Here is a 25,348-nt window from a genome sequence, read left to right as displayed (position 1 = left end):
CGGTCTTCAGTGGGGGGTCGGCGCGGAACGGTGGCCTTCCTTCAGGTTCGCGCCGTAGCCGGCAGCCTGGAGGGCGAACAGTTCGGCGTACCGACCGCCGGTGGCGACGAGGTCGGCGTGTGAGCCGGACTCGACCAGCCGGCCGTGGTGCAGGACGAAGATCCGGTCGGCGTGTCGGACGTTCGCGAGCCGGTGCGTGATGAGGATCGTGGTGGCGCGTCCCTTCCGATCACGGATGGCCTGGAACAGGGCGTCCTCGGCGCGGGGGTCGAGCGCGGAGGACGGCTCATCCATGATCAGCAGTTCGGCGTCACGCAGGAACCCGCGGGCCGCGGTGATGCGCTGCCACTGCCCACCGGAGAGGTCCTGACCTCGGGCGAAGGTCCGGTCGAGCAGCGTCTCGTACCCGTGGGGAAGTTCGTTGATCATGTCGTGGGCGACCGCGCGGCCGGCGGCGGCCTCGATGCGGTCCTGCCGGGCCTCACTGTCGACGTCGCCGATGGCGATGTTCGTGGCCGCGGTGAACGGCCACTTGTGATATTCCTGCGTCACCACCGCGATCCGGGCGCGCAGCCCCTCGACGTCCCAGCTCGACAACTGTCGACCGTTCCAGTCGATGGTGCCCTCGGTGGGGACGCGGAGGCCGGCGATCATCGCGGCGAGGGTCGTCTTGCCCGAGCCGTTCTCTCCGACGAACGCGACCGTCTGTCCAGCGGTGATGGTCAGCGTGACAGCGTCCACAGCGAGGTCTTCCCGGTCGGGGTAGCGCAGGCTCACCTCGTTGACTGTCAACTCCCGCAGCCGCTCGGGACCGGCCGTGGTCGCATGTCCCCCGCGCTCCGGCAGGTATGCCGCGGCACGGGTCATGAAGCCCGTGTAGTCGCCGAAGTGTTGGCCCTGGGTGTAGACGTGGTCGACCTGGAAGGTGGCGATGGCCAGGGACCGCTGCGCGGACTGCAGGGCGATGACGCAGGTCGCCGCCGCGGCGAGCGGAATCTGCCCGTCCAGGAGCAGCAACCCGAGCAGGACGTAGACGGTGCCCGTGGCGATGCCGCCGATGATCGCCCCGATCGTGGTCGTGGTGGTGACCCGTCGGGCGAGGGTGAGTTGGATGTCGGTCTCCACCCGCATCACGCGGTCGTACTGGTCGAGGAGGAAGCCGCGCAGCCCGTACGAGCGCAGCTCGGGGGCCGAGGCACGTTCGGCCATCAGCTTGTGCAGCAACCACAGTCGACGTCGGCGCACCGAGCCGGCAGTGTACGTCCGGTAGCGCAGATGCCCGGACCGTAGCGACGCCCAGGCGGTGGGCACCGTGGCGACCAGCAGCGCCCACAACAGCAGCGGGTGGATGATGATGACGGCGGCCGCCACGGCGAGCAGCCCGGCCAGCCCAGCCAGCAGGTTCATCGACGCCTGCACCAGCTCGATCGTCGACTCGGTGCCGCGGGAGGCGCGTTCCATGTCGTCGGCGAACGCGTCGGCGTCGAACGCCTCCAGGCGTACGGCCGTCGACACCTCGAACAGACTCCGCTCCACCTCGCGGCTCACCCGGGGCGTCAGCCCGTTCTGCGCGTACCCGGTGGCGATGCCCATCCCGGCGCGGAGCGCGACCGTCACCGCCAGCACGGCCAGCGCGGGCAACGCCGCCCGCACCTTGTCCGCGGTCGGCCCACCGGCGAACAGCTCCACCAACACCCGCTGGGTGGCCAACAGGCCGAAGGCCGCCATCACCCCCGCGCCGACCGTCGCCGCGGCGACCACACCGGTACGGAGCCGGTCCGCGCGCCAACTGATGCCCAGAGCCGTCCAGACCAGCCTGGGCAGCTCCGCGAAGACGGCGAAGAGGCCGGCCTCCGCGCGCGCCCGCACCCCCGTCTCCCACCACATCTCCCGCAATTCCGGCAGCACCGATTCGGTACGCCCAGGGTGAGGCCTGTCTGGCCTGACCCGGTGGGCCTCAGCGGTGGCGGTCTCGCTCATGGACGTACCTCCCGGGCGGCGGAGCAGGCCTTTGGGAGGATTGGACCACCCGGATGTAGCTCTCGGCAATCATCCGCGCACTCGCCGTTATTGATGTGCGGCGATCACTCCTTGGCCAGGACGTCGAGGCGCGCCCTCAGCGCCGCGGCGATCTCGCCCGCCGCGGCGATCTGATCCGGGGTGAGGGCGTCGACGAAGAACTCCCGAATGGCGCGCAGGTGCGGAAAGGTGGCACCCCTGAACGCCTCGGCTCCGGCCGCCGTGAGCAGCACCTCCGACCCTCGGGGGACCGTCGCGCACTCCTGCCGGCGGATCAGGCCGCGCCGCTCCATCCGCCCGAGATGGTGGGAGAGCCGGCTCCGCTCCCAGCCGATGTGCGACGCGAGCTCGGACGACCGCATCGCCTGACCCTGCGCCTCACTGAGGGCGAGGAGCACCGCGTAGTCGCCCGTCGAGAGCGAGGAGTCGTTCTGTAGCCGGGACTCGAGCCGGGAGCCGAGCGCCGACGTCGTCTCGATGAAGTCCCGCCAGATCCGCAGCTCGTCGGCGCTCGGGAGTTGGCGTCCTCCCGGCCGGCCCGGTGTGGCGTCCGTCATCTCACTCTCCCTGGGAATTGACGTGTCAATCTGCAAGTTAGCATCATTGACACGTCAACCGGTAGGTCTGCTTCCGCGGGCTGCCGGATTGCACCGAGGAGGAGACGATGGCAGCTGCAGACTTCGAGCTGGGGCTGAACTCGTTCGGGGAGGTCGCCACCGACGGCGACCGGATCCTGAGCGACGCCGAAACCGTACGACTGCTCGTCGACGAGGCACGACTCGCCGAGTCGGTCGGAATCGACGTGTTCAGCATCGGTGAGCACTACCGCGAGGGTCACAACGACTCGGCGACACCCGTGTTGCTGGCTGCGGCCGCGACGGCGACCGAACGAATTCGGCTCGGCACCTCGGTCACCGTGCTCAGCACCAACGACCCGGTACGGCTCTACCACGAGTTCGCCACCCTCGACGCCGTCTCCAACGGGCGCGCCCAGATCGTCCTCGGACGCGCCTCGGCAACCGAGTCGTTCCCGCTGTTCGGTTACGACCTGGCCGACTACGAGCGGTTGTTCGAGGAGAAGCTGGACCTCTTCCTCCGGCTTCAACAGGACGAACCGGTCACCTGGTCCGGCACGGTGCGAACCCCGCTGACCGGACAGCGCCTGCACCCACGGATGCGCCCCGGCGGCATCCCGACCTGGATCGGGGTCGGGGGAAGCCCGAACTCGGTGATCCGCGCCGCCCGGCACGGACTGCCGCTCATGCTCGCGATCATCGGTGGCCGTCCCCAACGCTTCGCCGGCCACGTCGACCTCTACACCAGGGCGCTCGAACAATTCGGGCATACCCTGCAGCCAATCGGGCAGCACTCACTCGGCCTTGTCGCAGACACCGACGAGGAGGCGGTGCAGACGTGGTGGCGATACTGGCAGCCGGTCGTTGCGGCCCTCGCCGCCGAACGCGGCTTCTACAAACCGGACCGGGCGCGTTATGAGGCCGAAATCGACACCGGGGCGCTCTTCGTCGGTTCACCCGAGACGGTGGCGCAGAAGATCGCCACTGTCGCTCGCGACCTGCGACTGAGCCGCTTCGACCTGAAGTACGACATCATGCACCTGCCCCGCGAGGCACGCGCGCGCACCATCCAACTGCTGGGCAGTGAGGTCGCGCCGCGGGTCCGGGAGCTGCTCGCGAAGGAGCCCACCAATGTCTGACATTCTGTTCGGCCTGGACACGTTCGGCGACGTACCGCAGGACGACGCCGGCAAGCTCGTCTCCCACGCGGCGGCGATCCGGCAGGTCGTCGACGAGGCCGTGCTCGCCGACCAACTCGGGGTCGACGTCATCGCCCTGGGCGAGCACCACCGGCCGGAGTACTCGGTCTCCACGCCGGAGACGGTGCTGGCCGGCATCGCCACCCGCACCTCGCGGATCCGACTGGCCTCCGGCGTGACCGTGCTCAGCTCGGACGACCCGGTGCGGGTGTTCCAGCGCTTCGCCACCGTGGACGCGCTGTCGAACGGCCGGGCCCAGGTCATCCTCGGTCGCGGCTCGTTCACCGAGTCGTTCCCGCTCTTCGGTTACGACCTGCGCGACTACGACACGCTGTTCGAGGAAAAGATCGACCTGTTCGTGAAGTTGCTGGACGAGAAGCCGGTCACGTGGGGCGGCACCCTGCGTGCCCCGCTGGAGAACGCCGACGTGTTCCCGAAGACCGAATCGGGTCACCTGGACACCTGGGTCGGCGTGGGTGGCTCGCCGCAGTCGGTCGTCCGCACCGCCCAGTACGGACTTCCGCTCATGCTCGCCATCATCGGGGGCGCCCCCGAACGCTTCGCGCCCTACATCGACCTCTACCGCCGGGCCGCCGACCAGCTCGGTACGACCGCGCACCCGGTCGGGATGCACTCGCCCGGCTTCATCGCCGACACCGACGAAGAGGCCAAGGAGATCTACTGGCCGCACTACCGGATCATGCGGGACCGGATCGGCAAACTACGGGGTTGGCCGCCGATCCGCCGCCAGGAGTTCGACTCCGAGGTGGAGAACGGCTCCCTCTACATCGGCTCGCCGGAGACGGTGGCCCGCCGGATGGCCCGGGCGATCCGCAGCATCGGCGTCGGCCGGTTCGACCTCATCTACTCGGCCGGAGCACAACCGGCGAGTGCCCGCATGCGCGCCGTGGAACTGTACGGCTCGAAGGTGATCCCCATGGTCCGCGACCTGCTGGCCTGACCAGCACCTCCCAGCGAAAGGACGACCATGTTCGACAACGACCGGAGCCGGCCTGCGACCCTCGGCATCCTCGGGGCCGGCAAGGTGGGCACCGTGCTCGCCCGGCTCGCCGTCGCCGCCGGCCACCGGGTGCGGGTCGCCGGCTCCGGCGACCCGGCGAAGATCGCCCTCACCGTCGAGGTCCTCGCCCCGGGCGCCGAGGCCACCACCGCTGTCGACGCGGCGGCCGACGCCGACATCGTCATCCTCGCCCTGCCCCTGGGCAAGTACCGCAGCGTCCCCGTCGAGGCGTTGCGGGGCAAGCTCGTCGTCGATGCCATGAACTACTGGTGGGAGATCGACGGCATCCGCGACGACCTCACCAACCCGCGTACCTCGTCGAGCGAGACCGTCCAGGCGTTCCTGCCCGGCTCGCGGGTGGTGAAGGCGTTCAACCACATGGGCTACCACGACCTGGAGGACGAGGCCCGGCCGACGGGGGTGACCGGCCGCAAGGCCATCGCGATCGCCGGCGACGACATCACCGACCTCACCGAGGTGGCGACCCTGGTGGACGCGCTCGGTTTCGATCCGGTCGTCGCCGGCCCGCTGGCCGAGGGGGTACGGCTCGAACCGGGCAGCGAGCTGTTCGGCGCCAACGTCAGCGCCGACGAGGTACGCGCCATGCTCGACCGCTTCCCGGAGTCGGAGCGAGGACGGATCATCACCGCCGCCCGAGCCTCGAACCCACCCGAGGCCGGTTAGGGCGTCGGCCCGCCGAAGGCCGCCTTCGGTTCGAGCAGCTGGCCCACGGCGTGCTGCTCGTCGAAGGCGGTCGGGCCGAGCGTCCCGATCGCGGCGGCGCGCATCCTGGCCAGGTCGGCCGCGTCGTCCGGGTCCGGCACCTGGCCGAGCGCCGCGAACGCGGCATCCGCGACACCGATCATCCGGGCCGCGCCGGAGTGGTCCCCTTCGGCGGTCGCGAGTGCGGCGCCCGCAACGCAGACGTACGGCACGAAGTCGTCCCAGCCGTTGCGGAACACCCGCTCGCGGTTCTCGGCGAACAGCGTTCGCGCCACGTCGAGGTTGCCGAGCCCCAGCTCGCAGAACGCCAGGTTGTGATACTCGGAGTTGACCGTCCTGGGTTGGCCGAGCGCCTCGTTGAGCGCGATGCTCTCCCGATACAGGTCGCGGGCCCGGAGCAGGTCGCCGGACATTCGCGCCACGGCAGCGAGGACGTGCCTCGGCCGTTCCTCCAGGGCCCGGTCGCCGGAGCGCAGCGCCACCGCGAGAGCCTCCCGGGCCCGGGCCTCGCCGCCGGGCAGGTCACCTCCGCGAATGGCGACGCGGGCGAGGCTGTATCGGGCCTCCACCTCGCCTGCCGGGTCGCCGGCCGCCTGGGCCCGCTCGATCTCGGCCTCGCTCATCCGCACCACCGCGTCGGTGTCGCCCCGCCGGAACGCCGAACGCACGTTCTCGCTGAAGCTCATGGCCTTCTCCCCCGTCACGCTTCGCTCGGTCGCGACGAGAACATGGTCCAGGTCTCCACGAGCGCGAAGCCCATCGACTCGTAGAGCGGCCGGCCCATCGGACTGGTGTGCAGGTAGGCGGCGTCCGCGCCGGCCGCGATGCCGTCGCGCAGCACCGCTTCGGTGAGCGCCCGGCCGAGGCCGCGACCCCGGGCGGACGGCACGACGCCGATGTTGAACACGCCGACCACGCCGGGGGTCAGCATTCCGAGGGCGGTGCCGACGGGACGCTCGGACTCCTCGGCCAGATAGCCGGTCACGCCGTCGGTGTCGAGCACCGCGCCGCCCATCAACGAGCCGAACGAGCCTTCGGGCACCTCGAAGCTCTCGGTGAAAGCAGCGGTGTACGTGTCGCTCTCGGCGGCGCCGACGCGGCGTACCAGGGTCCGCTGGGGCGAGCCGGGCCGGAACACGATGTCGTTCGTGGCGCAGGCCATGAGAGAAAGAGTGCTGCGTTCGCTGAGCCCGTGCCGGGCCGCGAGGTCGACGATCCCGGAGCTGGGCTCATCCCGCACGATGATGGACCACTGCGGGACCTGCCCGCTGACCTCGGTTGCCAACTCGTCGAGCGAGCCGAGATCCGGGTCCATGGTCAGGTCGAAGACCCCGTTGAGCGACGCGACGCCGACGTGGGTGACCCCCGCTCGAGCGGTGCCCCGTTCGGCGTACCAGCCCTTCGGGGTCACCCGGCAGAGGGTCCCTATGGCGTCGGAGTACGCCGTTGCCAACCGGTCGGCGGTGGTGCTCATGCCTGCTCTCCCCCGTGAAACTGTCGTCCTCAAAACTCCGTCAACCTAGCCCGCAATTCGTGGCACCGGCGAACGTGACGATTCGGGCGGTCGGCGGCGCTCCGTACCGATCAGGAATCAAGAAGCCCCGAGGCCGGCGCCCCGCCTAGCCTTTTCTCAGAACGGCCGGGGGCACGCCGAGCCGGGCAACGAGAGGGAGACCGCACATGTCCGCGAAGACCAGCACCGCGTCCGACGGCTTCACCGCCGAGGAGCGCGCCGCGATGAAGGAGCGCGCCGCCGAGCTGCGCGCCGAGGGCAGGAAGGGCGCCAAGAAGGCCGACGGGCTCCAGGCGGTCCTCGACCGGATCGCGCAGATGAACCCGGAGGACCGGGCCCTCGCCGAGCGCGTACACGTGACGGTGACCGCCACCGCCCCGGACCTGACGCCCAAGACCTGGTACGGGATGCCCGCCTACGCGAACGCGGACGGCAAGATCGTGGTCTTCTTCCAGGACTCCGGGAAGTTCAACTACCGGTACTCGACGCTGGGCTTCCAGGACACGGCCAACATCGACGACGGAGACCTCTGGCCCGTGTCGTACGCGCTGCAGAAGTGGAGCCCGGCGGTGGAGAAGAAGATCACCGAGCTGGTGCGGGCAGCGGTTTCCTGATCCACCGCCGATCCGTCGCCGCAGTCGTCCGGGCGGTGCAAATGACGGTGCCGTGCGCGATGATCGAGGGCCGGAATCTGAAGGAGGCCTGTGGTGCGGACGGTGTGGTGCGGGTCGCCAGCGGTGAGACGAGCCGCTCGGTGACGGCCCGGATCGGTGAGGTGTTCGACATCGGGCGGGCGGTGTCCGACATCGAGTCGCTCCTCACCGCGCAACTGCGCACCGACGGCGTGCCGGTCAGCGAAGGCGACCCGGCCACCGGGGAGTGGACCGGCACGTCGGGCCCGGGCTTCCGGATCGTCCCGCTCTGGGAGAGCGACGCCCTCACCGGTGTGTACGGCGTCGAGTGGAACCAGGCCGAGGAGGCCGCCGCGGCGAACCTGGCCCTCGTCGTCCGGGAGCTGGACCGGCGTTGGGGCGCGCACCGCAGGGTCTCCATGCACGTGCCACTGTTTCGGAACCAGGCCGGTGAACCCATGCCGGCGCTGTTCCAGTCGCTGTGCGACATGGACTGCTACGGCAGCCTGACGGTCTGGGGGCCGACGGCGACCGAGGGCCGGTGGGTCGCGGTTTCGGTCAACCAGTGTGACGGCGACGCCCCGATGATCATGACGGCGGTCGTCAGCCAGCTACCGATAATCGAACTGCCGGACTGACCCGCGTCCGGCGTGGCCGTCGTCGACGTTTCGTTGCATCCCGGTGGGGACGGTCTCGTCGTGGCCGCGGACGAGCGGACGCACGCCGCACTGCTCACCCTCGTCCGGAGACAGCGCTCGTGATCACCTCGGTCTTGACATGAAGTTCGGTTGAGGTTCTAGCGTCCCTAGATGATCACGTCAGGGCCGCCGCGTCCGGACGTACGTCACCCGAGCGCCACCGTCGAAGGGATTCTGATGCGCCTGTCCCGCCTGCTCCGCCCGCGTACCGTCGCGAGCGCCCACTGCGACCTGCCCTGCGGCGTCTACGACCCGGCCCAGGCCCGGATCGAAGCCGAGTCGATCAAGGCGATCTCCGAGAAGTACCAGGCCAACGACGACCCGGAGTTTCGCACTCGCTCGCTGCTCATCAAGGAGCAGCGGGCCGAGCTGGTCAAGCACCACCTCTGGGTCCTCTGGACCGACTACTTCAAGGCGCCGCACTTCGAGAAGTACCCCCAGCTGCACAGCCTCTTCAACGAGGCGACCAAGCTGGCAGGTGCCGGCGGCGCGAAGGGTGCCGCGGACCCGGCGGTCGCCGAGCAGCTCCTCGTGAAGATCGAGGAGATCTCGAAGATCTTCTGGGAGACGAAGCAGAGCTGATCAGCCCGGTACCGGGTGGCGTCGGCCACCCGGTTCGGCAGGTACCAGGTTCGGAGGAACCGCATGGCGTCGCGCACCGACCTCATCGAAGATCTGATGAGCCGTTTCCCACACGTCCCACGGGAGGCGGTCCTCAAGGAGGACCTGCTGCGGGGCGGGCTCGCCTTCGATGAAGGGGCACTGACCGACAACGAGCACGGCGACGTCAAGCCCAAGTCGTACTTCATCTTCTCCTTCGACCACCGGACGCTGCCGGAGTTGGGCACGGCCGCGCTGCGCCGGCCACCGGAGGAGATCGTGCTCACCGGGGGTCCGTACGAGCTACGTCGTACCGTCGTCTCGGTCCGCGTCAATCCCAGCTCGCCCTACCGCGTCGGCACCGACAGCGACGGTCGACTGCGCCTGTTCCTGGACGGACGGCCGATCGCCGATGTCGGGTTGCCCCCGATGCCGGCGTACTACCGCCACACGCTCGCCAACGGCAAGTCGGTGATGGAGGTCGCCCCGACGATCCAGTGGGGCTATCTCATCTACCTCACCGCGTTTCGGGTCTGCCAGTACTTCGGCGCCAAGGAGGAGTGCCAGTACTGCGACATCAACCACAACTGGCGGCAGCACAAGCAGGCCGGCCGCCCCTACACCGGGGTCAAGCCCGTCGACGAGGTCCTCGAGGCCCTGGAGATCATCAACCGGCACGACACCGACCGCGCGTCGCAGGCGTACACGCTGACCGGCGGCAGCATCACCTCGCAGGTCAACGGGCTGGCCGAGGCCGACTTCTACGGGCAGTACGCGCAGGCGATCGAGGAGCGGTTCCCGGGACGGTGGATCGGCAAGGTCGTGGCCCAGGCGCTACCCCGAGCCGACGTGCAACGCTTCCACGACTACGGGATCCGCATCTACCACCCCAACTACGAGGTGTGGGACAAGCGGTTGTTCGAGCTGTACTGCCCGGGCAAGGAGCGCTACGTCGGTCGGGAGGAGTGGCACCGGCGCATCCTCGACTCCGCCGAGGTGTTCGGCCCGCGCAACGTGATCCCGAATTTCGTGGCGGGCGTCGAGATGGCCGCGCCGCACGGCTTCACGAGCGTCGACGAGGCGATCGCCTCCACCGCCGAAGGGCTCGACTACTTCATGTCCCGGGGGATCACGCCCCGCTTCACCACCTGGTGCCCGGAGCCCACCACACCGCTCGGCCGGACGAACCCGCAGGGCGCGCCGCTCGAATACCACGTCCGTCTGCTGGAGGTCTACCGCGCGACGATGGACGCGCACGGGCTGTCCAGCCCACCCGGGTACGGCCCCGCGGGGCCTGGGCGAGCGGTCTTCTCCGTCAGCTCCTTCATGGACACCCTGCCGTCCACCGATTCCTGACGGATGCCCACGGGCGGGAGCGGCTTGGTCTGCCGCCCCCGCCCGCGAAGACAGGCGCTAGCTGGCGTACGTCTCGAACTCACCGACCCGTGGCGTACCGCTGGAGCTGTTGATCTTGAAGTTGATCTTGCTCAACGTGGTCGCGGAGAAGGTGATCGAACCGGCCCCGTTGCCGGAGGTGAGGACGGCACCGTTGTCGTTGTTGATCAGCTGCCACGACCCGATGGAACCCTGGGTGCCGGACGGCTCGCGGATCACCACCCGGGACACCCGGGTCGCGGAGCCCCACTTGATCGAGATCGTGCCGGTCGATCCCGCCGGCGACCAGTAGCTGCTCAGGTTGCCGTCGCGCACGTTGCCGTAGCTGGTCCCGCTGGCCTTGCTGGAGCCGTCGGCACCCGCGCCGAGGCTGAGGTTGGTCCCGCCGGAGGGCGGCGGTGTGGTGGGCGGAGGCGTCGTGGGCGGGGGCGTGGTCGGCGGTGGCGTGGTCGGCGGTGGGGTCTGCGGTGAGCAACTGCCGTTCGACACCCTCAGGCCCGTGTTGGCACCGACCGTCTGGCGGACGATGTCCGGCACGCAGCTCGCCCCGTCCAGGCTGTACGGGTACGGGATGCCGACCGTGGTGTTGGAGGTCGGGTTGGGGCCGGCGGGGTAGTTCTCGCTGCCGGCGCTGGACCAGGTCACGTTGTCGAAGACGTTGCCGCTGACCTGCCAGTAGCCACGCTCGTTGGTGTAGAAGGTGCCGAGCACGTCCTTGGAGTCGCGGAAGTAGTTGTTCTCCACTTTGGCCCTGGCGCCCGCCCGGGAGTTGATACCCGACTCGTGCAGGCTCACGTAGTGGTTGTTGTAGATGTGGGCGACACCACCACGCAGCAGCGGCGTCCGGGAGTCGATGTTCTCGTAGAGGTTGTGGTGGTACGTGATGAAGCCGTTCGACAGGTCACTCTCACTGGACCCGACGAGGCCGCCGCGACCGGAGTTGCGCAGGATGCTGTAGGACAGCGTCACGTACTGGGTGTTGTCCTTCATGTCGAAGAGGCCGTCGTACCCCTCGGACTCCCCACCCGAGGCCTCCAGGGTGACGTGGTCGATCCAGACGTTGCGGACCGTGCTCTCCATGCCGATGGCGTCGCCGCCGTTGGAGGTGGGCGAGCCCGACTTCTTGACGTTCCGCACTGTGACGTTCTGGATGATGATGTTGCTGGAGTCGCGGATGTGGATGCCGAGCTGGTCGAAGACGGCTCCGCTGCCGACCCCGATGATGGTGACGTTGCTGATCTGCTTGAGCTCGATCACGCCCGCCGCGGTGTTGCAGCTCGACCCGGACACCTTGCTGGTGTTGCCGTGGTTGATGGTCCCGGTGACCTCGATGGTGATCGGGGTGCTGCTGCTGGGCCGACCGCACAGCGCCGCGTGGATCGCCGTGCCCGTGCTGGACCGCACCGTCTGCCCGCCCGCGCCACCGGTGGTCCCGCCGTTCTGGGTGGCGTAGCCGGTGGCGTTGCCAACCGCCGCCGAAGCGTTCGGGATCGGCAGAGCCACCCCGGCCACGATCAGCACGGCCGCCGTGGCCAGCGCCGCCTGACGCCGCAACACGACTCGTCGTCTCATGTCGTCTCACCTTCGCATTCGTCTCGTTCCAGGTTTCGACTCGACGGACACCGCGACCCCAGCTGCCGACACGCGTCATTCAGAGATTGGCGACAGTCAATCGCGAAGATTTCATCGAGATCTCTCGTGCCCTGGTGGAAGCAGGGATGTGCCGGGCGATCGGGGCGCTCCCGGTGACGCCGCTCGCCCAACCGTCAAACGAAACATCGATGTAACGCAATCGTAGGAAAGCGGTTTCCCCGAAGGCAATAGCTGACGCTTGCAGGTTTGTTGCAGTGCTCTCGGGAGGGTCGGCCGAAGGGGGCACGCTCTCGACGGCGAGGTTTCCGGGCCTGTTGCGCGGGCGGTATTGACAGCGCTGCGCCCGCCGTCGATGCTCTGCTAAATCAGTTTAGCGGCCGACTCGCTCCGACCCGTCCCAACCCCGATACCCAGAGCCGGGCCGCTGGCTGAGCGCACCACCCCCGAGAAAGGACTCGCATGAGACTGCGAAAAGGACTGATCCCGCTCGCCGCCACCCTCGTCCTGGCCAGCGCCTCCGGCACGGCGTACGGCAGCCCGAACGGCGGACCGGGCGCCGCCGACGGGATCCGCAGCATCACCCCGATCACCACCGTCTACACGTACGGCCAGAAGGTCTCGTCGGTGGCGATCGAGTACGGGGCCACGGTCAACCCCCGCACCCTCGACACCGCCACGTTCGCGGTGAGCGACACCATCTACAACTTCCGCTTCAACCCCATCGAGGACCTGCCGAAGCTCGCCGAGCGGACCATCACCCACACCTACACCAACTCCGCACCGGACACCCAGGCCGACCACCGGTCAACGCCGGGCAGGTACGTCATCGTCGAGCTCGACCCCGCCGACACCGGTGGCTCGACGGTCATCGTCTCCAAGTGCCCGACCTTCCTCTGCACCGTGAAGGTCAATCCCGAGCTGCCGACCCGGGTCGTGCAACGCAAGGACGTGCACGGCCAGCCCGGTCGCGGGGCCGGCAAGGGGCCGGTGCTCGCCCGGGCCACCCCGCACGAGTCCCGACCGGTCACCGCGAAGCCGGTCAACCAACTGGTCGACGAATTCAGCTACGGCTCATTCCTCAGTAACGGAATGGTGCTGCCGTACCACTACCACCTGCCGAAGAACTACCAGCCGGGCCGCCGCTACCCACTGATGGTCGTCCTGCCCGGTCACGGGATGGGTTGGGACGGCGACAACCTCGGTGTCCAGCTCGCCGCCGACATTCCGGCGACCGCGTGGCTCCAACCACAGTGGACCGGCGCCTCCGAGGACGTCATCGTCCTGGCCCCCCAGCACCAGCGCGTCGGTGGGGTCGCCGAGGCGGACCTGCTGGTCAAGCTCCTCGACCAGTTCGTCGGCCAGTTCGCGGTGGACACCAGCCGGGTGTACGCGACCACCGTGTCGTACGGTTCCCAGCTGCTCTGGGAGGCGTTCGCCAAGCGTCCGGACCTGTTCGCCGGCGGGCTGGTGACCGGTGGCTTCCCGGTCAACGCCACCCAGGCGACCGCCATCGCGGCGGCCGAGGTGCCGGTGTGGATCACCCACGGCGAGCACGACCACCTGCTCAACGTCTCGGGCGCGCGCAACTCCACAGCCGTGCTGCGGCAGGCGTACGCCGCCCGGGGCAAGACGCCCGAGCAGGCCGCCGGCCTGGTGCGCTACACCGAGTACGCCGACGCCGCGTTCTCGTTGCCGGACTACCACGCGGCGTTCGGGCCGACCTACGAGGACGCCAGCATCCTGCGCTGGTTGCTCGACCAGTCCAAGCCCTGAGGTCGCGGGCCGGGCGACGCTTCGCCGCGATCCGGCGACGCGAACTCCTCGCGTCGCCGGATTACCGGCGGGCGTCGCCCGCGTCGGGCTCGACAGCAGTGGATGCGCCCCCGACGAGCACCGACTCCTGACCCTCCTGCCGACCCTCCTGCCGGGCGCGGGCCAGCAGCCCGGCCAGCCGACGCCGCCGGTGCCGGGCCGCCGCCCGCAGCCCCAGGAGCAGGACGGCGAGCAGGCCCAGAAGTGCGAGCTGCGCCCACGGTACGACCCAGGTGGTGACGGTGGCGGAGGCCGGTCGGAGGTCGGCCCCGGCCTGGCCGTCGCCGAGCAGCGTGGGCGACGTGGTAACGGTCGTGCGGAGGCGGCCCAGGGCCCAGACGCCGTCGGCCCGGGTCTCCACCGTCCGGCTGCCACCGGGCAGCAACTCCTCGACGGTGCTGGTGGCGTCGTGGCTGGTCCGGCCGAGCAGGTCGGACATCGCCACCCGGCTCGTGCCGCTGACCCAGACGTTGCCGTCGTTCTCGACGGTGTAGCGGACCCGCACCGTGCCGCCGGCGAAGGGGTTCCACGACGGGGTGTACGTCGCGCCGAGGCCCCGGACGGCCAGGGCCGCCCGCGCCGAGCCGTTGACCCGCAGCATGACCCGGAAACCGACCCGGCTCTCGACGTTGACCGTCCCGCCGGTGCTGGTGACGGTCGCGGCGATGCCGGCCGGGTGGTCACCCGGTGTGGCGTCTCGGGGCACCGTGATCGTGAACGGCACCACCCGCGTCTCGTTGGGGCCGACGGTGACCTTCTCCTGCACGTCGATCCAGGTGCCGCCGTCGACCGAGGGCCGGTCGGACGACAGCATGTTGAAGCGGCCCTTGTCGGTGAGGTAGCCGTCGGCGGCCTTCAGCGAGAAGGCGACAGCGGTGCGGCTGAAGTTGCGTACCGCCAGGTGCTCGGTCAGGGTCTGCCCCGGGTCGAGGCTGGCGTTGATCCACCGGCGTTGGTCCGGGCCGCTCGCGGTGGCCGGCTGGACCGTCCAGGTCAGGGCCTTCGGGTCCGGTTCCGCCGCCGCCGCGGTCGGCGCGGCCACGACGGCGAGGGACGCGACGGCGAGGACGACGAGCGCCCGGCGCAGCGGGGTGACGGTCATGAGACGGCCCTTCGGATTGTGCCCGGCGATCCGCGACGACACTCGCGGGGCTGGGCGGGGGCCCGATCCGGGCCCCCGCCCAGGCCACTATTCGAACAGTGAGAGCGTGAGCGTGGAGCTGTACTCGCCGGCGGCGACCTCTGCGGGGGTCCGCAGATACAGGTCGGCGTTGACCGAGTACGAGTCGCTGACGACGGCCGCGGAGTCGAAGGCCGAGACCAACAGCTCCTGGTCGACAAGGCCGACATTGTTGCCCGGCTGGGTTTCCTCGTCCAGGCTGGTCACCACCTCCTCGCCCTCGGTGACCAGGCCGGTGTCCCCGCCGTCGAGCAGGCGCGGCTTCCAGCCGAGGTGGTCGGCGGTGATCGGCGCCTGGCCGGCGGCGCCCGCGAAGTCGGTCGCGCTGCCGAGCACCGCCCAGCTGGCACCGTCGGGCACCTCGTCGGCAACCCGGGTGTCGGTGACAGTCACCGTCGGCAGCGTGCCGACGAACTGGCGAACCAGGAGGGTCGAGCCGTCCTCGGACAGCGCGACGGAGTCGCCGGCGATCGACAGGGCGAGGACGCCCGGTTCCCTGATCTCGTCGATGTCGACAGTGACCCGCACGCTGGCGTCGTCACCGGGTTCGGCCAGTGCGGGCGACGGAAGCAGGGCCGCCCCGGTCAGCACGGCGCCGACGGAACAGGCCGCGAGCAGCTGCCGCCGTTTGTATGTGTTCATCTGATCTCCGTTCTCTGCCATCAGGGGTTATCCGCCGCAGGTGCCGGCGGGGTGTTGCGCGGTGCGGACGGTCGTCACGTCCTGTCCGCCGACAGTCCCGGTCACCCGGACGGTCGCCGAACCCGCCGACACCGACACCGCGCGGGTGTTGAAGGACTGGTAGGCGTTCGCGCCCGGCGCGACGGCCGCGAACGACCGCTCGCCGTACGGCGTCTGCAGGGTGATGTCCACCGGCGCGTCATTGTCGTTGCGCGCCTGGACAGCCACGTACGTCTTGCCGGCCACGCACCGCGTCGACGCGGTGACCGTGACGGGCAGGTCGAGAGTGGCCGCCTGGAAGGCCCAGTTGTCGATCTCGAAGAGGTCGACGCCGGCCGGGCCGGTGTAGGTGAAGTAGACGTCGTGCACGCCGCTGACGCCCGCAAGCTCGGCGGTCACCTCGGCCCACTGTCCGACCGGCGTGTCCACCTCCGCCGTGCCGACGACGGGACCGGTGACGTCGTCCAGCCGCACCTGGACCTGCCCGCCGGCGGCGAGCGCACGCACCCGCGCCGTCAGGCGCTGCGCGCCGCTGTCCCCGAAGTTCACCGAGGAGAGCGCAGTCCAGTCGCCGTTGTCGATGTCGCGGACCACCAGGTTCGGTGCCGCACCACCGAACTGGGCGGAGCTTCCGTCGACCTTCGTGGTCGCGATGCCCTTGCTCCAACCGAAGGTCTCGGCCTCGAAGACGCGGTACGGGTCGAAGTCCCGGACCTGGTCCACGCCGGCATAGGTCCCGACGACCTGCTGGATCGTGCCATCCGGGTTGAAGGTCAGCTCCTGGATGTGCGGGCTGCGGTACCCCTGGGTGGTGTTGCCGTTGATGCGCTTGTTCAGCGTCGGGGCGTGGTAGGTGAAGTAGTACTTGCCGCCGAACTCGAACACCGACTGGTGATTGTTACCACCGGTGCCGGCACCGAAGAACTGCGACTGGTTCGGGAACAGGACACCCGCGTAGGTCTCCTTCGGCCACGACATCGGGCCGTCGGAGATCATGTAGCCGATCTGACCACCTCCGGGGTAACCGGGAAGCGGCTGCTGGCTACCACCGAAGTCGTTCCCGCCGAAGTGCGAGGAGTACGAGAAGTAGTACTTGCCCTGGCGCTTGAAGACGTGCCCCGCCTCGAAGGCGACCGGGGCGTCGACCACCGCGGCCGTTCCCTCGGTCGAGACCATGTCGTCGCCGAGCTCGATCGACCGGATGTTCTTCGGGTTGTTGAAGCGCTCGGCCGGCGGCATGCTCGTCGACGCGGGACCACCACCGAAGTAGAGGTACGGCTGGCCGTCGTCGTCGACGAACGGGGCCGGGTCGAACTTCCACGCGACGGCCTCGGCACCGGGGGTACGCCCGTCGATCAGCGTGCTGGTGCGCTCGCTGGTCCACGGACCGAGCGGCGACGCGCCCGTGATCACATTGCTGGAGCCACCGCCGTTGGCGTAGTAGAGGAAGAACTTCTCCACTCCGTTCACCACCTTCTTGGTGATGCCCGGAGCCCACGAGTTGGTGGTGAACGGGGCGACCCCGTTCGGGCCGGCGACCTGGATCTCACCGTGGTCGGTCCAGTTCACCAGGTCCTCCGAGGAGATCACCGTGATCTGGTTGATGTCGCCGTAGTTGATCCCCGGCGAGACGCCAGTGGTCGGGTTGGGGGCGTAGCCCTGGGTGTCGTTGGTCATGTACATGTAGACCCGACCGTCGTGCACGAGACCGAAGCCGTCGGCGCCGAACTTGTGCCCGATCAACGGGTTGTGCTCACTGGGCAGCTTGCCGACGACCTCGATGGTCTTCGACGCCGGGGCGGGCGGCGCGGCGCCGATCACCGACACGTCGTCGAGCTTGAAGTCCATCAGGTGCAGGTCCGGGTCGGTGGACGGCGTACTCGTCCAGGGGGTCTCGAAGAACAGGCGTGCCGTCGACACGCTCTGCGTCGTCGGGATCGTGAACGTTCCGGCGAACTGCGCCCACTGGCCCTTCGTCGCCGTCACGCTGACCAGGTTGGTGTAGGTGCCACCGCCGTAGTGCATGGTGGCGAAGAACTGCTTCGTGGCCGGGCCGCTCTCGTTCTCGTACTTGATGCGGGCCGTGAGGGTGTAGGCCTGGCCGGCCTGCACCTTGCCGCTGAGGTCCTGCATCGGGCCGGATCCGGTGGTCGTCCGGCTGGTGACGTGCGCGGCGTTCGCGCCGGAGAAGGCGTCCGACGTGGCGGACAGCTGGGCGCCGTCGGCGGCGTTTCCATTGTTGATGAACCAGTTGGCCAGGCCGTCCTCGAACCCGCCGTTGACGACGAGGTTCGTGTCGGCGGCCTGGGCCGGCGACGCGCCGGCGACGAACCCCGTGGCCAGCATCAGGCCGAGTGTCGCGAGCGCTGCGACCCGTCCTCGGGTCGCCCGTCGCAATCGTTGTTCCACGAGACATCCTCCTTCATCTCTGACGTGCGGTCATCGGTGTACGGGGGATCGGTGGGTGGTCCGGACATCAGGGGTCGACTGCCGCCACCGGCTGACCGTGGCCGGCGGCGCGGGACAGGTCCGTTGCTCCGCGCCGCACGGCCGAGAGCCGGTGGTGCTGGTCGATGAGCCGAGGGCTCGTGGTGGGGTTATCCGCCGCAGGCGTTGGCGGGGTGCTGCGTGGAGTGGACGGTGGTCACGTCCCGCCCGGCGACCGTGCCGGTGACCCGGACCGTCGCTGAGCCGGCCGCCACGGACGCCGCACGCGTGTTGAACGACTGATAGACGTTCGCCCCCGGCGCGACGGCCGCGAACGACCGGTTCCCGTACGGGGTTTCCACGCTGATCTCGACCGGCTCGGTCGAATCGTTGCGCGCCTGCACCGCCACGTACGTCTTGCCACTCAGGCAGCGCACCTGGGCGGTGGCCGTCACGGGCAGTGCCGCCAGCACTCCGAGTCGGGCCAGTTGGTAGCTCAGCGCCCGCTCCGGCGCGTCGATCTGGTTCTGGGTGCCGAGTTGACCGGCCCGTGCCGACGTCGCCGCGGCGAGCGCGGACTGCGTCGTGGCCCAGGCGTCGGCCGGGTAGTGGCGCGCGTCGAGCGTCTGCGCGTGGGCGATGGCCGCGTCGAGGGCGGTGGTGTCCAGCGGCCGGACCTGCGCGGTCAGCACGTCGCTGAGCAGGTAGTTGTCGAAGTCGACGTGGCCGCCGGTCTCCTGGGTGGCGTAGTTGAACAGGCCCACCCGGTGACCCATGAAGTGCGCGAGGCTGCCGTCGAGCGCCTGAGGGCCGACGCGGTTGCCCAGCCGGGTCCACTGGACGCCGTCGAGGCTGTAGTAGAACGTCGTCCACAGTTGGCCGACCGGCGAGGAGAAGTCGAGGTCGGCCTTCAGGTGCACCTCGGTCGCGGCGTCCAGCGACACCGTCGTGCCGGCCACGAAGTTCTCCAGCGTCGACTGGTCGAGGTCGACGGCGAACGGCTGCGACCGGTTCACCACGCCGAGGGTGTTGACGCCGTCGACGCGCTTCACCGCCACGTACGAGAATCCGCGGTTGTAGGCCGCCAGGCCGGCGACGTCGCCGTTCTTCATTCCGGAGATGTCCATCCGGGTCTGCACCGACTGCCGTGGCCCGAAGGTCCGCTGCGAGAGCGTGTTGCGGGCCTCCTCGAACCAGGCCAGCTCGGCCCGGTTGGACAGCTTCGTGTAGACGTACTGGCCGGTGACGACCTTGCCGGCGGTCAACCGCAGCCAGCCGTCGCGGTCGGTGAGCGACCAGTACCGATTGTCCGGGGCGTGGTTCCACTCCCACGCCAGGTCCAGCCGCGACCCGTTGGGAGCGATCTCCGCCGGGTCGAGCGGCGCCGGGATCGTCCACTGCTCGTCCTGGTACGCCTTGTGCGGCGCGTCGTTGGCGAAGTCGTCCGAGGCGACGATGCTCTTCTGCCGCTCGAACACCTCCTCCGCCGGGCTGAGCTGGATCGGCTTGTCGAACAGGCCGTTGACCGGCACGACCCCGTTCGTGCCGAAGGTCGGCCACCCGTTCTGCCAGGTGGCAGGGATGAGCGCGGGGATCCGACCGATCGGGAACGTGTCCCGGAAGAACATGCCGTGCCAGTCGGTTTCGCCACCCGGGCGGCTGATCGGCACCAGGCTGCCCTGGGCGAAGCCGTTGGAGTTGAGCACTCCGCGTGCCTCGTAGGTGTTGACGCCACCTGCCGAGGTGTAGCGCCCGAGCAGATCCTTCGACCGGAACATCACGACCTGGCGGCCCTGCCCGGACGGCCAGGTGATGATGACGGCGTAGTACCAGCCGTCGATGTGGTAGACCTGCGCGCCCTCGAACAGGCCGCCGATGAACGGCTGCCCGGCGTAGTTGTTGGCCGTGAAGATGTTCGGGTAGTCCTGCGCGATGGCCGTCAGGTCCGCGTTGAGGCGGACGGCGCTGGTGCCCCCGGAGCCGTAGAAGATGTACGGCGTGCCGTCGACGTCGAAGAAGAGCGACGGGTCGTGCAGGCCACGCCCGAGGGCGGTGCGCTGCCACGGACCGTTCTCGATGTCGTCGGTGCGGTAGAGGTACGCGCCGCTGAGGTTGTTGGTGTTGAAGACGGCGTAGAAGGTGCCGTCGTGGTAGCGCAGCGAGGACGCCCACTGGCCCTGGCCGTACGAGTTCTGGCCGTTGCGCAGCGAGAAGGAGTCGCCGATGCTCGCCCGGTCGAAGACGTAGTTGACGATCTCCCAGTTGACCAGGTCGTACGACTTCATGATCGGCGCACCCGGGCTCAGGTGCATCGTCGTGCTGATCATGTAGTAGATGTCGCGGCCCTCGTCGTTTTCGGCGGCCGGTACGCGCTCCACGCTGATGTCCGGCACGTCGGCGTTGAGCAGCGGCACCGAGTAGGTGCCGGCGCCGGTATCGGTCGAGGTGTACGACGATCGGGGCGACCATCCGTCGGCGGCGTGCGCGGCGGCGGGTGTCGCCACCAGACCGGAACCGACGAGGACGGCTGCCGATGCGAACGCGCACAGTGGACGGAGACGACCGGAACGCACTGTGGACGCCTTCCGGGTCAGCAGGTCTGCGACCCGGTGAGCGGCGGCATCGATGCTGGTCACAGTGGATGCGATGGCGGAGGTCAGGACACGCGGACGGATCAACACGACCAAGGCGAGCTCCAAACGCGAGAGCGGCGTGAAGGCCATCGTGTTATCGCTAACAACCACTGTCAAGACGTTCAATGAAACGTGCCCGAAGTATCCCCGTAACAACACCTGGGCTCCACAATGGACAGTCCACCCGCCACCGCCCCACCCCCGACCCACCCCGGCCCCACCCCGACCCCACCCCGGCCCCACCCCCGGTGATCATGAAGTTATTGCCACTGTCCACGGCGTGTCAGGGCAATAACTTCATGATCACCGGGGAGGGGTGGGGGCCCGGGGGCCCCCGGGGGGTGGGGTGGGTTAGGTGGTTAGGCAGGAACGGACGGCGGCGGCGAGCCGGTTGGCGCGCTCGTCACCCATCCCGCGCATCTGGTTGACCACGTAGCCGAATCCCACCTGATGCTCGGCGTCGGCGAAGGCCAGGTTCCCGCCCGCGCCGTCGTGGCCGAAGCTGCGCTCACCCAGCATCGGTCGGGCCGGTGGCGAGTGCAGCAGGAAGCCGGTACCCCACCGTTGCCCGGTGTCCGGCGGGCCGTGCCGCTGCTGACCACGCGAACGGACCACGACCGCGTCGTCCACCGACGCGGCCGTGAGCAGCGGCCCACCCCGAAGGTCGGAGACGCACGCGGCGTAGAGGCGTGCGAGGCCGTCGGCGGTGCTCACCGCGCCCGCGCCGGGAACACCGGCGGCCCGGATGGCGTCGTCGTTGAAGCTCACCAGGCCGTCGGCGTCGGCGGGGAACGCGAAAGCACCCCCCATGGTGATGCCTCGTTCAGCTACCGGGTCCTCGAACGGGTCGGGGTCCGGCGGCGGCGCCAGGCCCCAGGCGACGGTGTCGCTCTCGGCGGCCGGAAGCCCGAGCCAGGTGCGCAGGCCGAGCGGCTCCGCGAGAGTGTCGGCGAAGAACGCGCCGGGGAGTTGGCCGGTGATGCGGTGGATCACCTCCCCGACCAGCCAGCCGTAGGTCATCGGGTGATAGCCGTGCGCCGTGCCCGGCTCCCACAACGGGGCCTGTGCCTCGATCGCCTTGATGACCGGATCCCACGCCAGGACCTCGTCGAGGGTCAGAGGTCGGTCCAACGCGGGTAGACCGGCCTGGTGCGTAAGCAGCCAGCGCACCGGGATGTGCGCCTTGCCGTGCTGTCCGAACTCCGGCCAGTAGCGCGTCACGGGAGCGTCGAGGTCGAGCCGGCCCTGTTGGGCCAGCAGGTACGCGCAGATCGCCAGAATTCCCTTGGTGCAGGAGAAGACCACGACCGGTGTGTTCGCGTCCCAGGACCGCCCGGTACGGGTGTCGGCGACTCCGCCGTACAGGTCGACGACCTTGCGGCCCCGCACGTAGACGGTGACCGCGGCGCCGACCTCTCCGCCGGAGGTGAAGTTGTCCCGGAAGACGTCCGCGACGCGCCCGTAGCGATCGTCGACGTCGCCGTGGATCTGCGGCTGTGTGACCACTGCCTACCCCTTCACTGACCCTTGGATCAGGGCCTTGATGAACTGTCGCTGGAAGATCAGGAACACGATGAGGGTCGGGGTGAGGATCAGCAACGACCCGGCGCACAGCAGCACCAGGTCGGTGCCCCACTGGCCCTGGAACGCGCCGAGCGCCCCGGCCATGGTGCGCTTGGTGGCGTCGTCGACCAGGACGATGGCGAGCAGGAACTGGTTCCACGTCCAGAGGAACATCAGGATCGTCAGCGAGGCGATCGCCGGCCGGGCGAGCGGCACCTGGACCCGCCAGAACAACTGCCACGTACTGCTGCCGTCCACCCGGGCTGCCTCGGACAACTCCACCGGCACGTTGGTGAAGTGCGCCCGCATCCAGAACACCGCGAACGGCATGTACAGGCCGATCAGCGGCAGGATGATTGCCCAGCGTGTGTTGAGCAGGCCGAAATCCTGCATCTGGTAGTAGAGCGGCGTGACCACGGCTTCGAACGGCAGGGTCAGCCCCAGCAGGAAGAGACCGAAGACGAGCCGGCCACCGGGCACCCGCAGCTGGCCGAGACCGAAGCCGGCCATGGTCGCGATGAGCACCGAAACCGGCACGACACCGGCCACGATGAGCAGGCTGGACCGGAGCAGGGCACCCATGTTCGCGGCGGTGAAGGCGTCGGCGAAGTTGCCCCACTGCGGGTCGGATGGCCACTCGAGCCCGCTGGGCACGGTGCCACGGGGTTGCAACGCCGCCGACAGCATGCTCACGAACGGCAGCAGGGTCACGACGATCAGGGCGATCAGGAAGACCCGCCCGGTCAACTGTTCACGTCGGCTCAGGTTCACGGCTTCTCCCCTCGGCTCAGGCGCTGGATCGGCAGCACACACGCCAGCACCAGCAGCATGAGCACGACGGCGAGCGCCGAGGCGAGCCCCACCTGCCGCTGCGAGAAGGCCAGGCGGTAGATCTCCAGGCCCGGCACGGTGGTCTGGAGGCCGGGGCCGCCGCTGGTGGAGATGTAGACGATGTCGAAGCTCGCCAGCGCCGCGATGATCGTCACGGTGAGGCAGACGCCGATCTCCTGACGCAGGCTGGGCAGGGTCACGGCGAGGAACTCGCGGACCGGACCGGCGCCGTCCAGGCGGGCGGCCTCGTACAGTGCCGGGTCGATCTTGCTCATGCCGGTCACCAGCAGAATGGTGCAGAGGCCGAGCAGAACCCAGGCCCCGATGACGCCGACGGCGGGCAGCGCCGTGTCGAAGTCACCGAGCCAGGCGCGGGCGACGCCACCCAGCCCGACCGCGCGCAGCACCTGGTTGACCAGACCGTTCGACGAAAGCAGCCAGCTCCACGCGATGCCCGCCGCCACCAGGGGGATGACCTGCGGCAGGAACAGGATGGTCCGGACGACCGTGCCGAACGCGCCGGTGGTGATCCGGCGAACCATGCTCGCCACCAACAGCCCGAGCGCGACGGGGATGAAGCTGAAGAAGACGATCAGGAGGATCGCGTTGCCAATGATCTTCAGCAGGTCGCTGTCGGTGAAGACGGTGAGGTAGTTGTCCAGGCCCACCCAGCGGGCCACCCCGATCCCGTTCCAGTCGTAGAGCGAGTACTGAAACGTCAGGACGAGCGGGCGGAGGACGAACACCGCGTACATCACCAGGGCCGGCAGGACGTACAACCAGCCGGTCCCGGCCGCGCGGGCCCACCGAGATCGGTGGGCCCGCGTGGGGGTCGGACGGGCGCGACGATCGTCACGCCCGGTCGGTGCGCTGCCGAGGGCAGACGTCATCGGGACAGTTCCTTCTGGTACTCGGCCTGGACCGCCTTCACGTACCCCTCGGGCGTCTGCTGGCCAGCGATCAGCTTCTGCATCTCCGGCGTGATCGCGGCGGCGAAGATGCCGCCGGTCGCGTTCGCGGTGAAGTCCACCGCGCCGTTGTCCGCACCGAGTTGCTGCGACGCCTTGAGGGTCTCGGCGAGCACGGTGTTCGGTGCGGCGCTCGGCACCGGCAGGTCACTCGGGCCGCCGGGGCTGGAGCCACCGACCGTCACCGAGATCTCGCGGGCCTTGGCGTTGGTGTGGACCCAGTTCAGGAAGTACGCGGCGGCGTCCGGGTTCTTGGCCTTGGCGGAGACGCCGAAGGTGTTAGGGGCGGACATCGCCACGTGCTTTCCACCCGGAGACTCGGTGGGGAAGAGGAAGAAGCCCACGTTGCCGGGCATCGACTTGTCCAGGTTGGCCGACTCCCAGTCGCCGTTGAACATGAACAGGCCGTTGCCCTTCTGGAACTCCCCCACCATGCCCGCGTAGTCCAGAGCGTTGGCGTCCTTGGGGAAGTAGCCGGCCTGCGCCCACTTCTGGATGGTCTGGGTGGCCTTCAGGGCGGCCGGGGTGTCGAACGTGGCCCCCGGCTTCTGGAAGATCCAGTCGGCGACCTGGGTCGGGTCACCGAACTGGTTCTGCAGCGCCTGGTGCGGGAAGTTGATGCCCGCGGTGTTCTTGTTGAACTGCATGATCGGCTGAACCCCGCCGGTCTTCGCCTTGGCCAGCAGCTCCTCGAACTCGGCGACCGTGGCCGGCGGCTGGGTCATGCCGATCTGGGTGGCCAGCTTCTTGTTGTAGAAGACGCCAGTGACGCTGTAACCGAGCCCCATCCCGTACAGCGAACCGGTGCCCCGGGTGTTCTCGCCGACGCGCAACTGCATGAGCTGTGAGGCGGGGAACTTGTCCCAGCCGTACGCGGTGAAGTACGGGTCGAGGTTCTTGAGCAGGTCGTCCTTGACCAGGTCGACCATGGTGGGAAGCCGGATGATGTCGGGCGAGTTGTCCGAGGCCATCACCCGGGGTGCGTTCTCCACGATCACCGTGAACTGGTCCTCGCGGATGTTGAACTTGACGTTCGAGTGCTGCTTGGAGAACTCCTCGGCCAACGCCTTGGCCAGCGGGAAGCCGGTCTCGGCGTACATCTCCAGGGTGATCGGGTCGGCCCCCAGCTCCGTCTTGACGGCGGCATCGGGCTTCTGGGTCGAGGACCGGTCCTCGCCCGGGGCGCTACAGGCCGTGGCGGTCATCCCGACCGCCAGCAGCGACGCGAGGAGCACCGTTCTCCGTCGCGGAAACTTTGTCAGCAATTCTGCCATTTCATGACTCC

21 protein-coding genes are annotated in these 25,348 nt (G+C 69.1%); 8 read left to right on the top strand and 13 right to left on the bottom strand.

From position 1 onward, the window contains the following. Window positions 1-6 precede the first annotated feature (6 nt). A complete protein-coding gene (locus V6U86_RS16210; protein WP_334503967.1) occupies window positions 7-1,980 on the bottom strand; it encodes an ABC transporter ATP-binding protein in 1,974 nt (657 codons plus the stop codon). Between the two features lie 104 nt (window positions 1,981-2,084). Next, on the bottom strand, window positions 2,085-2,576 hold the full coding sequence (locus V6U86_RS16205; protein ID WP_334503965.1) for a MarR family winged helix-turn-helix transcriptional regulator: 492 nt from the start codon (window positions 2,574-2,576) through the stop codon (window positions 2,085-2,087). 107 nt (window positions 2,577-2,683) lie between these two features. On the opposite strand from V6U86_RS16205, the gene V6U86_RS16200 reads away from it, so the two are divergent. Genes V6U86_RS16200 through V6U86_RS16190 form a run of 3 tightly spaced genes read left to right on the top strand, consistent with a single transcriptional unit; the run spans window position 2,684 to window position 5,498 of the window. Beyond that, window positions 2,684-3,733 (top strand): LLM class flavin-dependent oxidoreductase, encoded by a 1,050-nt coding sequence (locus V6U86_RS16200; RefSeq protein ID WP_334503962.1) that lies wholly within the window; start codon window positions 2,684-2,686, stop codon window positions 3,731-3,733. Then, window positions 3,726-4,754, top strand: coding sequence for an LLM class flavin-dependent oxidoreductase (locus V6U86_RS16195; protein WP_334503960.1), 1,029 nt, complete (start codon window positions 3,726-3,728; stop codon window positions 4,752-4,754). The genes V6U86_RS16200 and V6U86_RS16195 overlap by 8 nt, the downstream gene beginning before the upstream one ends. Before the next feature lie 27 nt (window positions 4,755-4,781). Continuing rightward, window positions 4,782-5,498, top strand: coding sequence for an NADPH-dependent F420 reductase (locus tag V6U86_RS16190; protein WP_334503958.1), 717 nt, complete (start codon window positions 4,782-4,784; stop codon window positions 5,496-5,498). Here V6U86_RS16190 and V6U86_RS16185 read toward each other — a convergent pair. Together V6U86_RS16185 and V6U86_RS16180 are read right to left on the bottom strand one after the other, a co-directional pair. Then, a complete protein-coding gene (locus V6U86_RS16185; protein ID WP_334503956.1) occupies window positions 5,495-6,223 on the bottom strand; it encodes a tetratricopeptide repeat protein in 729 nt (242 codons plus the stop codon). The two genes, V6U86_RS16190 and V6U86_RS16185, sit on opposite strands and share 4 nt — an antisense overlap. Before the next feature lie 14 nt (window positions 6,224-6,237). After that, complete coding sequence (locus V6U86_RS16180) at window positions 6,238-7,011, bottom strand: GNAT family N-acetyltransferase (RefSeq protein ID WP_334503954.1); 774 nt, start codon at window positions 7,009-7,011, stop codon at window positions 6,238-6,240. Window positions 7,012-7,217: 206 nt separating this feature from the next. On the opposite strand from V6U86_RS16180, the gene V6U86_RS16175 reads away from it, so the two are divergent. The 4 genes from V6U86_RS16175 (at window position 7,218) to V6U86_RS16160 (ending at window position 10,336) form a co-directional block, all read left to right on the top strand. Further along, window positions 7,218-7,664, top strand: a complete 447-nt coding sequence (locus V6U86_RS16175) for an iron chaperone (protein ID WP_334503952.1) — start codon at window positions 7,218-7,220, stop codon at window positions 7,662-7,664. A 59-nt stretch (window positions 7,665-7,723) separates the two neighbouring features. Then, entirely contained in the window at window positions 7,724-8,320 is a 597-nt protein-coding gene (locus tag V6U86_RS16170) for a hypothetical protein (protein ID WP_334503950.1), read from the top strand. Between the two features lie 237 nt (window positions 8,321-8,557). Then, window positions 8,558-8,962: a superoxide dismutase, Ni gene (gene sodN / locus V6U86_RS16165; protein ID WP_334504338.1), complete on the top strand. Its 405-nt coding sequence runs from the start codon at window positions 8,558-8,560 to the stop codon at window positions 8,960-8,962. Window positions 8,963-9,025: 63 nt separating this feature from the next. Further along, window positions 9,026-10,336: a radical SAM protein gene (locus V6U86_RS16160; protein ID WP_334503948.1), complete on the top strand. Its 1,311-nt coding sequence runs from the start codon at window positions 9,026-9,028 to the stop codon at window positions 10,334-10,336. Window positions 10,337-10,393: 57 nt separating this feature from the next. Here V6U86_RS16160 and V6U86_RS16155 read toward each other — a convergent pair whose 3' ends face one another. Next, on the bottom strand, window positions 10,394-11,947 hold the full coding sequence (locus V6U86_RS16155; protein WP_334503946.1) for a pectate lyase family protein: 1,554 nt from the start codon (window positions 11,945-11,947) through the stop codon (window positions 10,394-10,396). A gap of 480 nt (window positions 11,948-12,427) precedes the next feature. Between V6U86_RS16155 and V6U86_RS16150 the strand changes: the two genes are divergently transcribed. Continuing rightward, entirely contained in the window at window positions 12,428-13,741 is a 1,314-nt protein-coding gene (locus tag V6U86_RS16150; protein ID WP_334503944.1) for a hypothetical protein, read from the top strand. A gap of 61 nt (window positions 13,742-13,802) precedes the next feature. Here V6U86_RS16150 and V6U86_RS16145 read toward each other — a convergent pair whose 3' ends face one another. The 8 genes from V6U86_RS16145 to V6U86_RS16110 form a co-directional block, all read right to left on the bottom strand. Further along, window positions 13,803-14,882 carry a hypothetical protein gene (locus V6U86_RS16145; protein WP_334503942.1) on the bottom strand — a complete coding sequence of 360 codons (1,080 nt, stop codon included), beginning with the start codon at window positions 14,880-14,882 and terminating at the stop codon, window positions 13,803-13,805. 87 nt (window positions 14,883-14,969) lie between these two features. Next, entirely contained in the window at window positions 14,970-15,602 is a 633-nt protein-coding gene (locus tag V6U86_RS16140) for a hypothetical protein (protein WP_334503938.1), read from the bottom strand. A 27-nt stretch (window positions 15,603-15,629) separates the two neighbouring features. Then, window positions 15,630-18,050 carry a family 43 glycosylhydrolase gene (locus tag V6U86_RS16135; RefSeq protein WP_334503936.1) on the bottom strand — a complete coding sequence of 807 codons (2,421 nt, stop codon included), beginning with the start codon at window positions 18,048-18,050 and terminating at the stop codon, window positions 15,630-15,632. 188 nt (window positions 18,051-18,238) lie between these two features. Continuing rightward, window positions 18,239-20,704, bottom strand: a complete 2,466-nt coding sequence (locus V6U86_RS16130; protein ID WP_334503934.1) for a glycoside hydrolase family 43 protein — start codon at window positions 20,702-20,704, stop codon at window positions 18,239-18,241. A gap of 348 nt (window positions 20,705-21,052) precedes the next feature. After that, window positions 21,053-22,207, bottom strand: coding sequence for a serine hydrolase domain-containing protein (locus V6U86_RS16125; RefSeq protein WP_334503932.1), 1,155 nt, complete (start codon window positions 22,205-22,207; stop codon window positions 21,053-21,055). 3 nt (window positions 22,208-22,210) lie between these two features. Further along, window positions 22,211-23,035, bottom strand: a complete 825-nt coding sequence (locus V6U86_RS16120) for a carbohydrate ABC transporter permease (RefSeq protein ID WP_334503930.1) — start codon at window positions 23,033-23,035, stop codon at window positions 22,211-22,213. Continuing rightward, window positions 23,032-23,985, bottom strand: coding sequence for a carbohydrate ABC transporter permease (locus V6U86_RS16115; RefSeq protein WP_334503928.1), 954 nt, complete (start codon window positions 23,983-23,985; stop codon window positions 23,032-23,034). Before V6U86_RS16115 ends, V6U86_RS16120 begins: the two co-directional genes overlap by 4 nt. Beyond that, window positions 23,982-25,337 (bottom strand): ABC transporter substrate-binding protein, encoded by a 1,356-nt coding sequence (locus V6U86_RS16110; protein WP_334503927.1) that lies wholly within the window; start codon window positions 25,335-25,337, stop codon window positions 23,982-23,984. The genes V6U86_RS16115 and V6U86_RS16110 overlap by 4 nt, the downstream gene beginning before the upstream one ends. Window positions 25,338-25,348: the final 11 nt, after the last annotated feature.

The sequence above is a fragment of the Micromonospora sp. CPCC 205558 genome, assembly GCF_036902955.1.
Lineage (GTDB): Bacteria > Actinomycetota > Actinomycetes > Mycobacteriales > Micromonosporaceae > Micromonospora.
This window is presented reverse-complemented; position numbering and strand designations above follow the sequence as displayed.

Excerpts from the sequence above, each read along its gene's own strand:
- V6U86_RS16210 (WP_334503967.1), bottom strand. The coding sequence starts at position 1,980 with ATGAGCGAGACCGCCACCGCTGAGGCCCACCGGGTCAGGCCAGACAGG.
- V6U86_RS16205 (WP_334503965.1), bottom strand. The coding sequence starts at position 2,576 with ATGACGGACGCCACACCGGGCCGGCCGGGAGGACGCCAACTCCCGAGC.
- V6U86_RS16200 (WP_334503962.1), top strand. The coding sequence starts at position 2,684 with ATGGCAGCTGCAGACTTCGAGCTGGGGCTGAACTCGTTCGGGGAGGTC.
- V6U86_RS16195 (WP_334503960.1), top strand. The coding sequence starts at position 3,726 with ATGTCTGACATTCTGTTCGGCCTGGACACGTTCGGCGACGTACCGCAG.
- V6U86_RS16190 (WP_334503958.1), top strand. The coding sequence starts at position 4,782 with ATGTTCGACAACGACCGGAGCCGGCCTGCGACCCTCGGCATCCTCGGG.
- V6U86_RS16185 (WP_334503956.1), bottom strand. The coding sequence starts at position 6,223 with ATGAGCTTCAGCGAGAACGTGCGTTCGGCGTTCCGGCGGGGCGACACC.
- V6U86_RS16180 (WP_334503954.1), bottom strand. The coding sequence starts at position 7,011 with ATGAGCACCACCGCCGACCGGTTGGCAACGGCGTACTCCGACGCCATA.
- V6U86_RS16175 (WP_334503952.1), top strand. The coding sequence starts at position 7,218 with ATGTCCGCGAAGACCAGCACCGCGTCCGACGGCTTCACCGCCGAGGAG.
- V6U86_RS16170 (WP_334503950.1), top strand. The coding sequence starts at position 7,724 with ATGATCGAGGGCCGGAATCTGAAGGAGGCCTGTGGTGCGGACGGTGTG.
- sodN (WP_334504338.1), top strand. The coding sequence starts at position 8,558 with ATGCGCCTGTCCCGCCTGCTCCGCCCGCGTACCGTCGCGAGCGCCCAC.
- V6U86_RS16160 (WP_334503948.1), top strand. The coding sequence starts at position 9,026 with ATGGCGTCGCGCACCGACCTCATCGAAGATCTGATGAGCCGTTTCCCA.
- V6U86_RS16155 (WP_334503946.1), bottom strand. The coding sequence starts at position 11,947 with ATGAGACGACGAGTCGTGTTGCGGCGTCAGGCGGCGCTGGCCACGGCG.
- V6U86_RS16150 (WP_334503944.1), top strand. The coding sequence starts at position 12,428 with ATGAGACTGCGAAAAGGACTGATCCCGCTCGCCGCCACCCTCGTCCTG.
- V6U86_RS16145 (WP_334503942.1), bottom strand. The coding sequence starts at position 14,882 with ATGACCGTCACCCCGCTGCGCCGGGCGCTCGTCGTCCTCGCCGTCGCG.
- V6U86_RS16140 (WP_334503938.1), bottom strand. The coding sequence starts at position 15,602 with ATGAACACATACAAACGGCGGCAGCTGCTCGCGGCCTGTTCCGTCGGC.
- V6U86_RS16115 (WP_334503928.1), bottom strand. The coding sequence starts at position 23,985 with ATGACGTCTGCCCTCGGCAGCGCACCGACCGGGCGTGACGATCGTCGC.
- V6U86_RS16110 (WP_334503927.1), bottom strand. The coding sequence starts at position 25,337 with ATGGCAGAATTGCTGACAAAGTTTCCGCGACGGAGAACGGTGCTCCTC.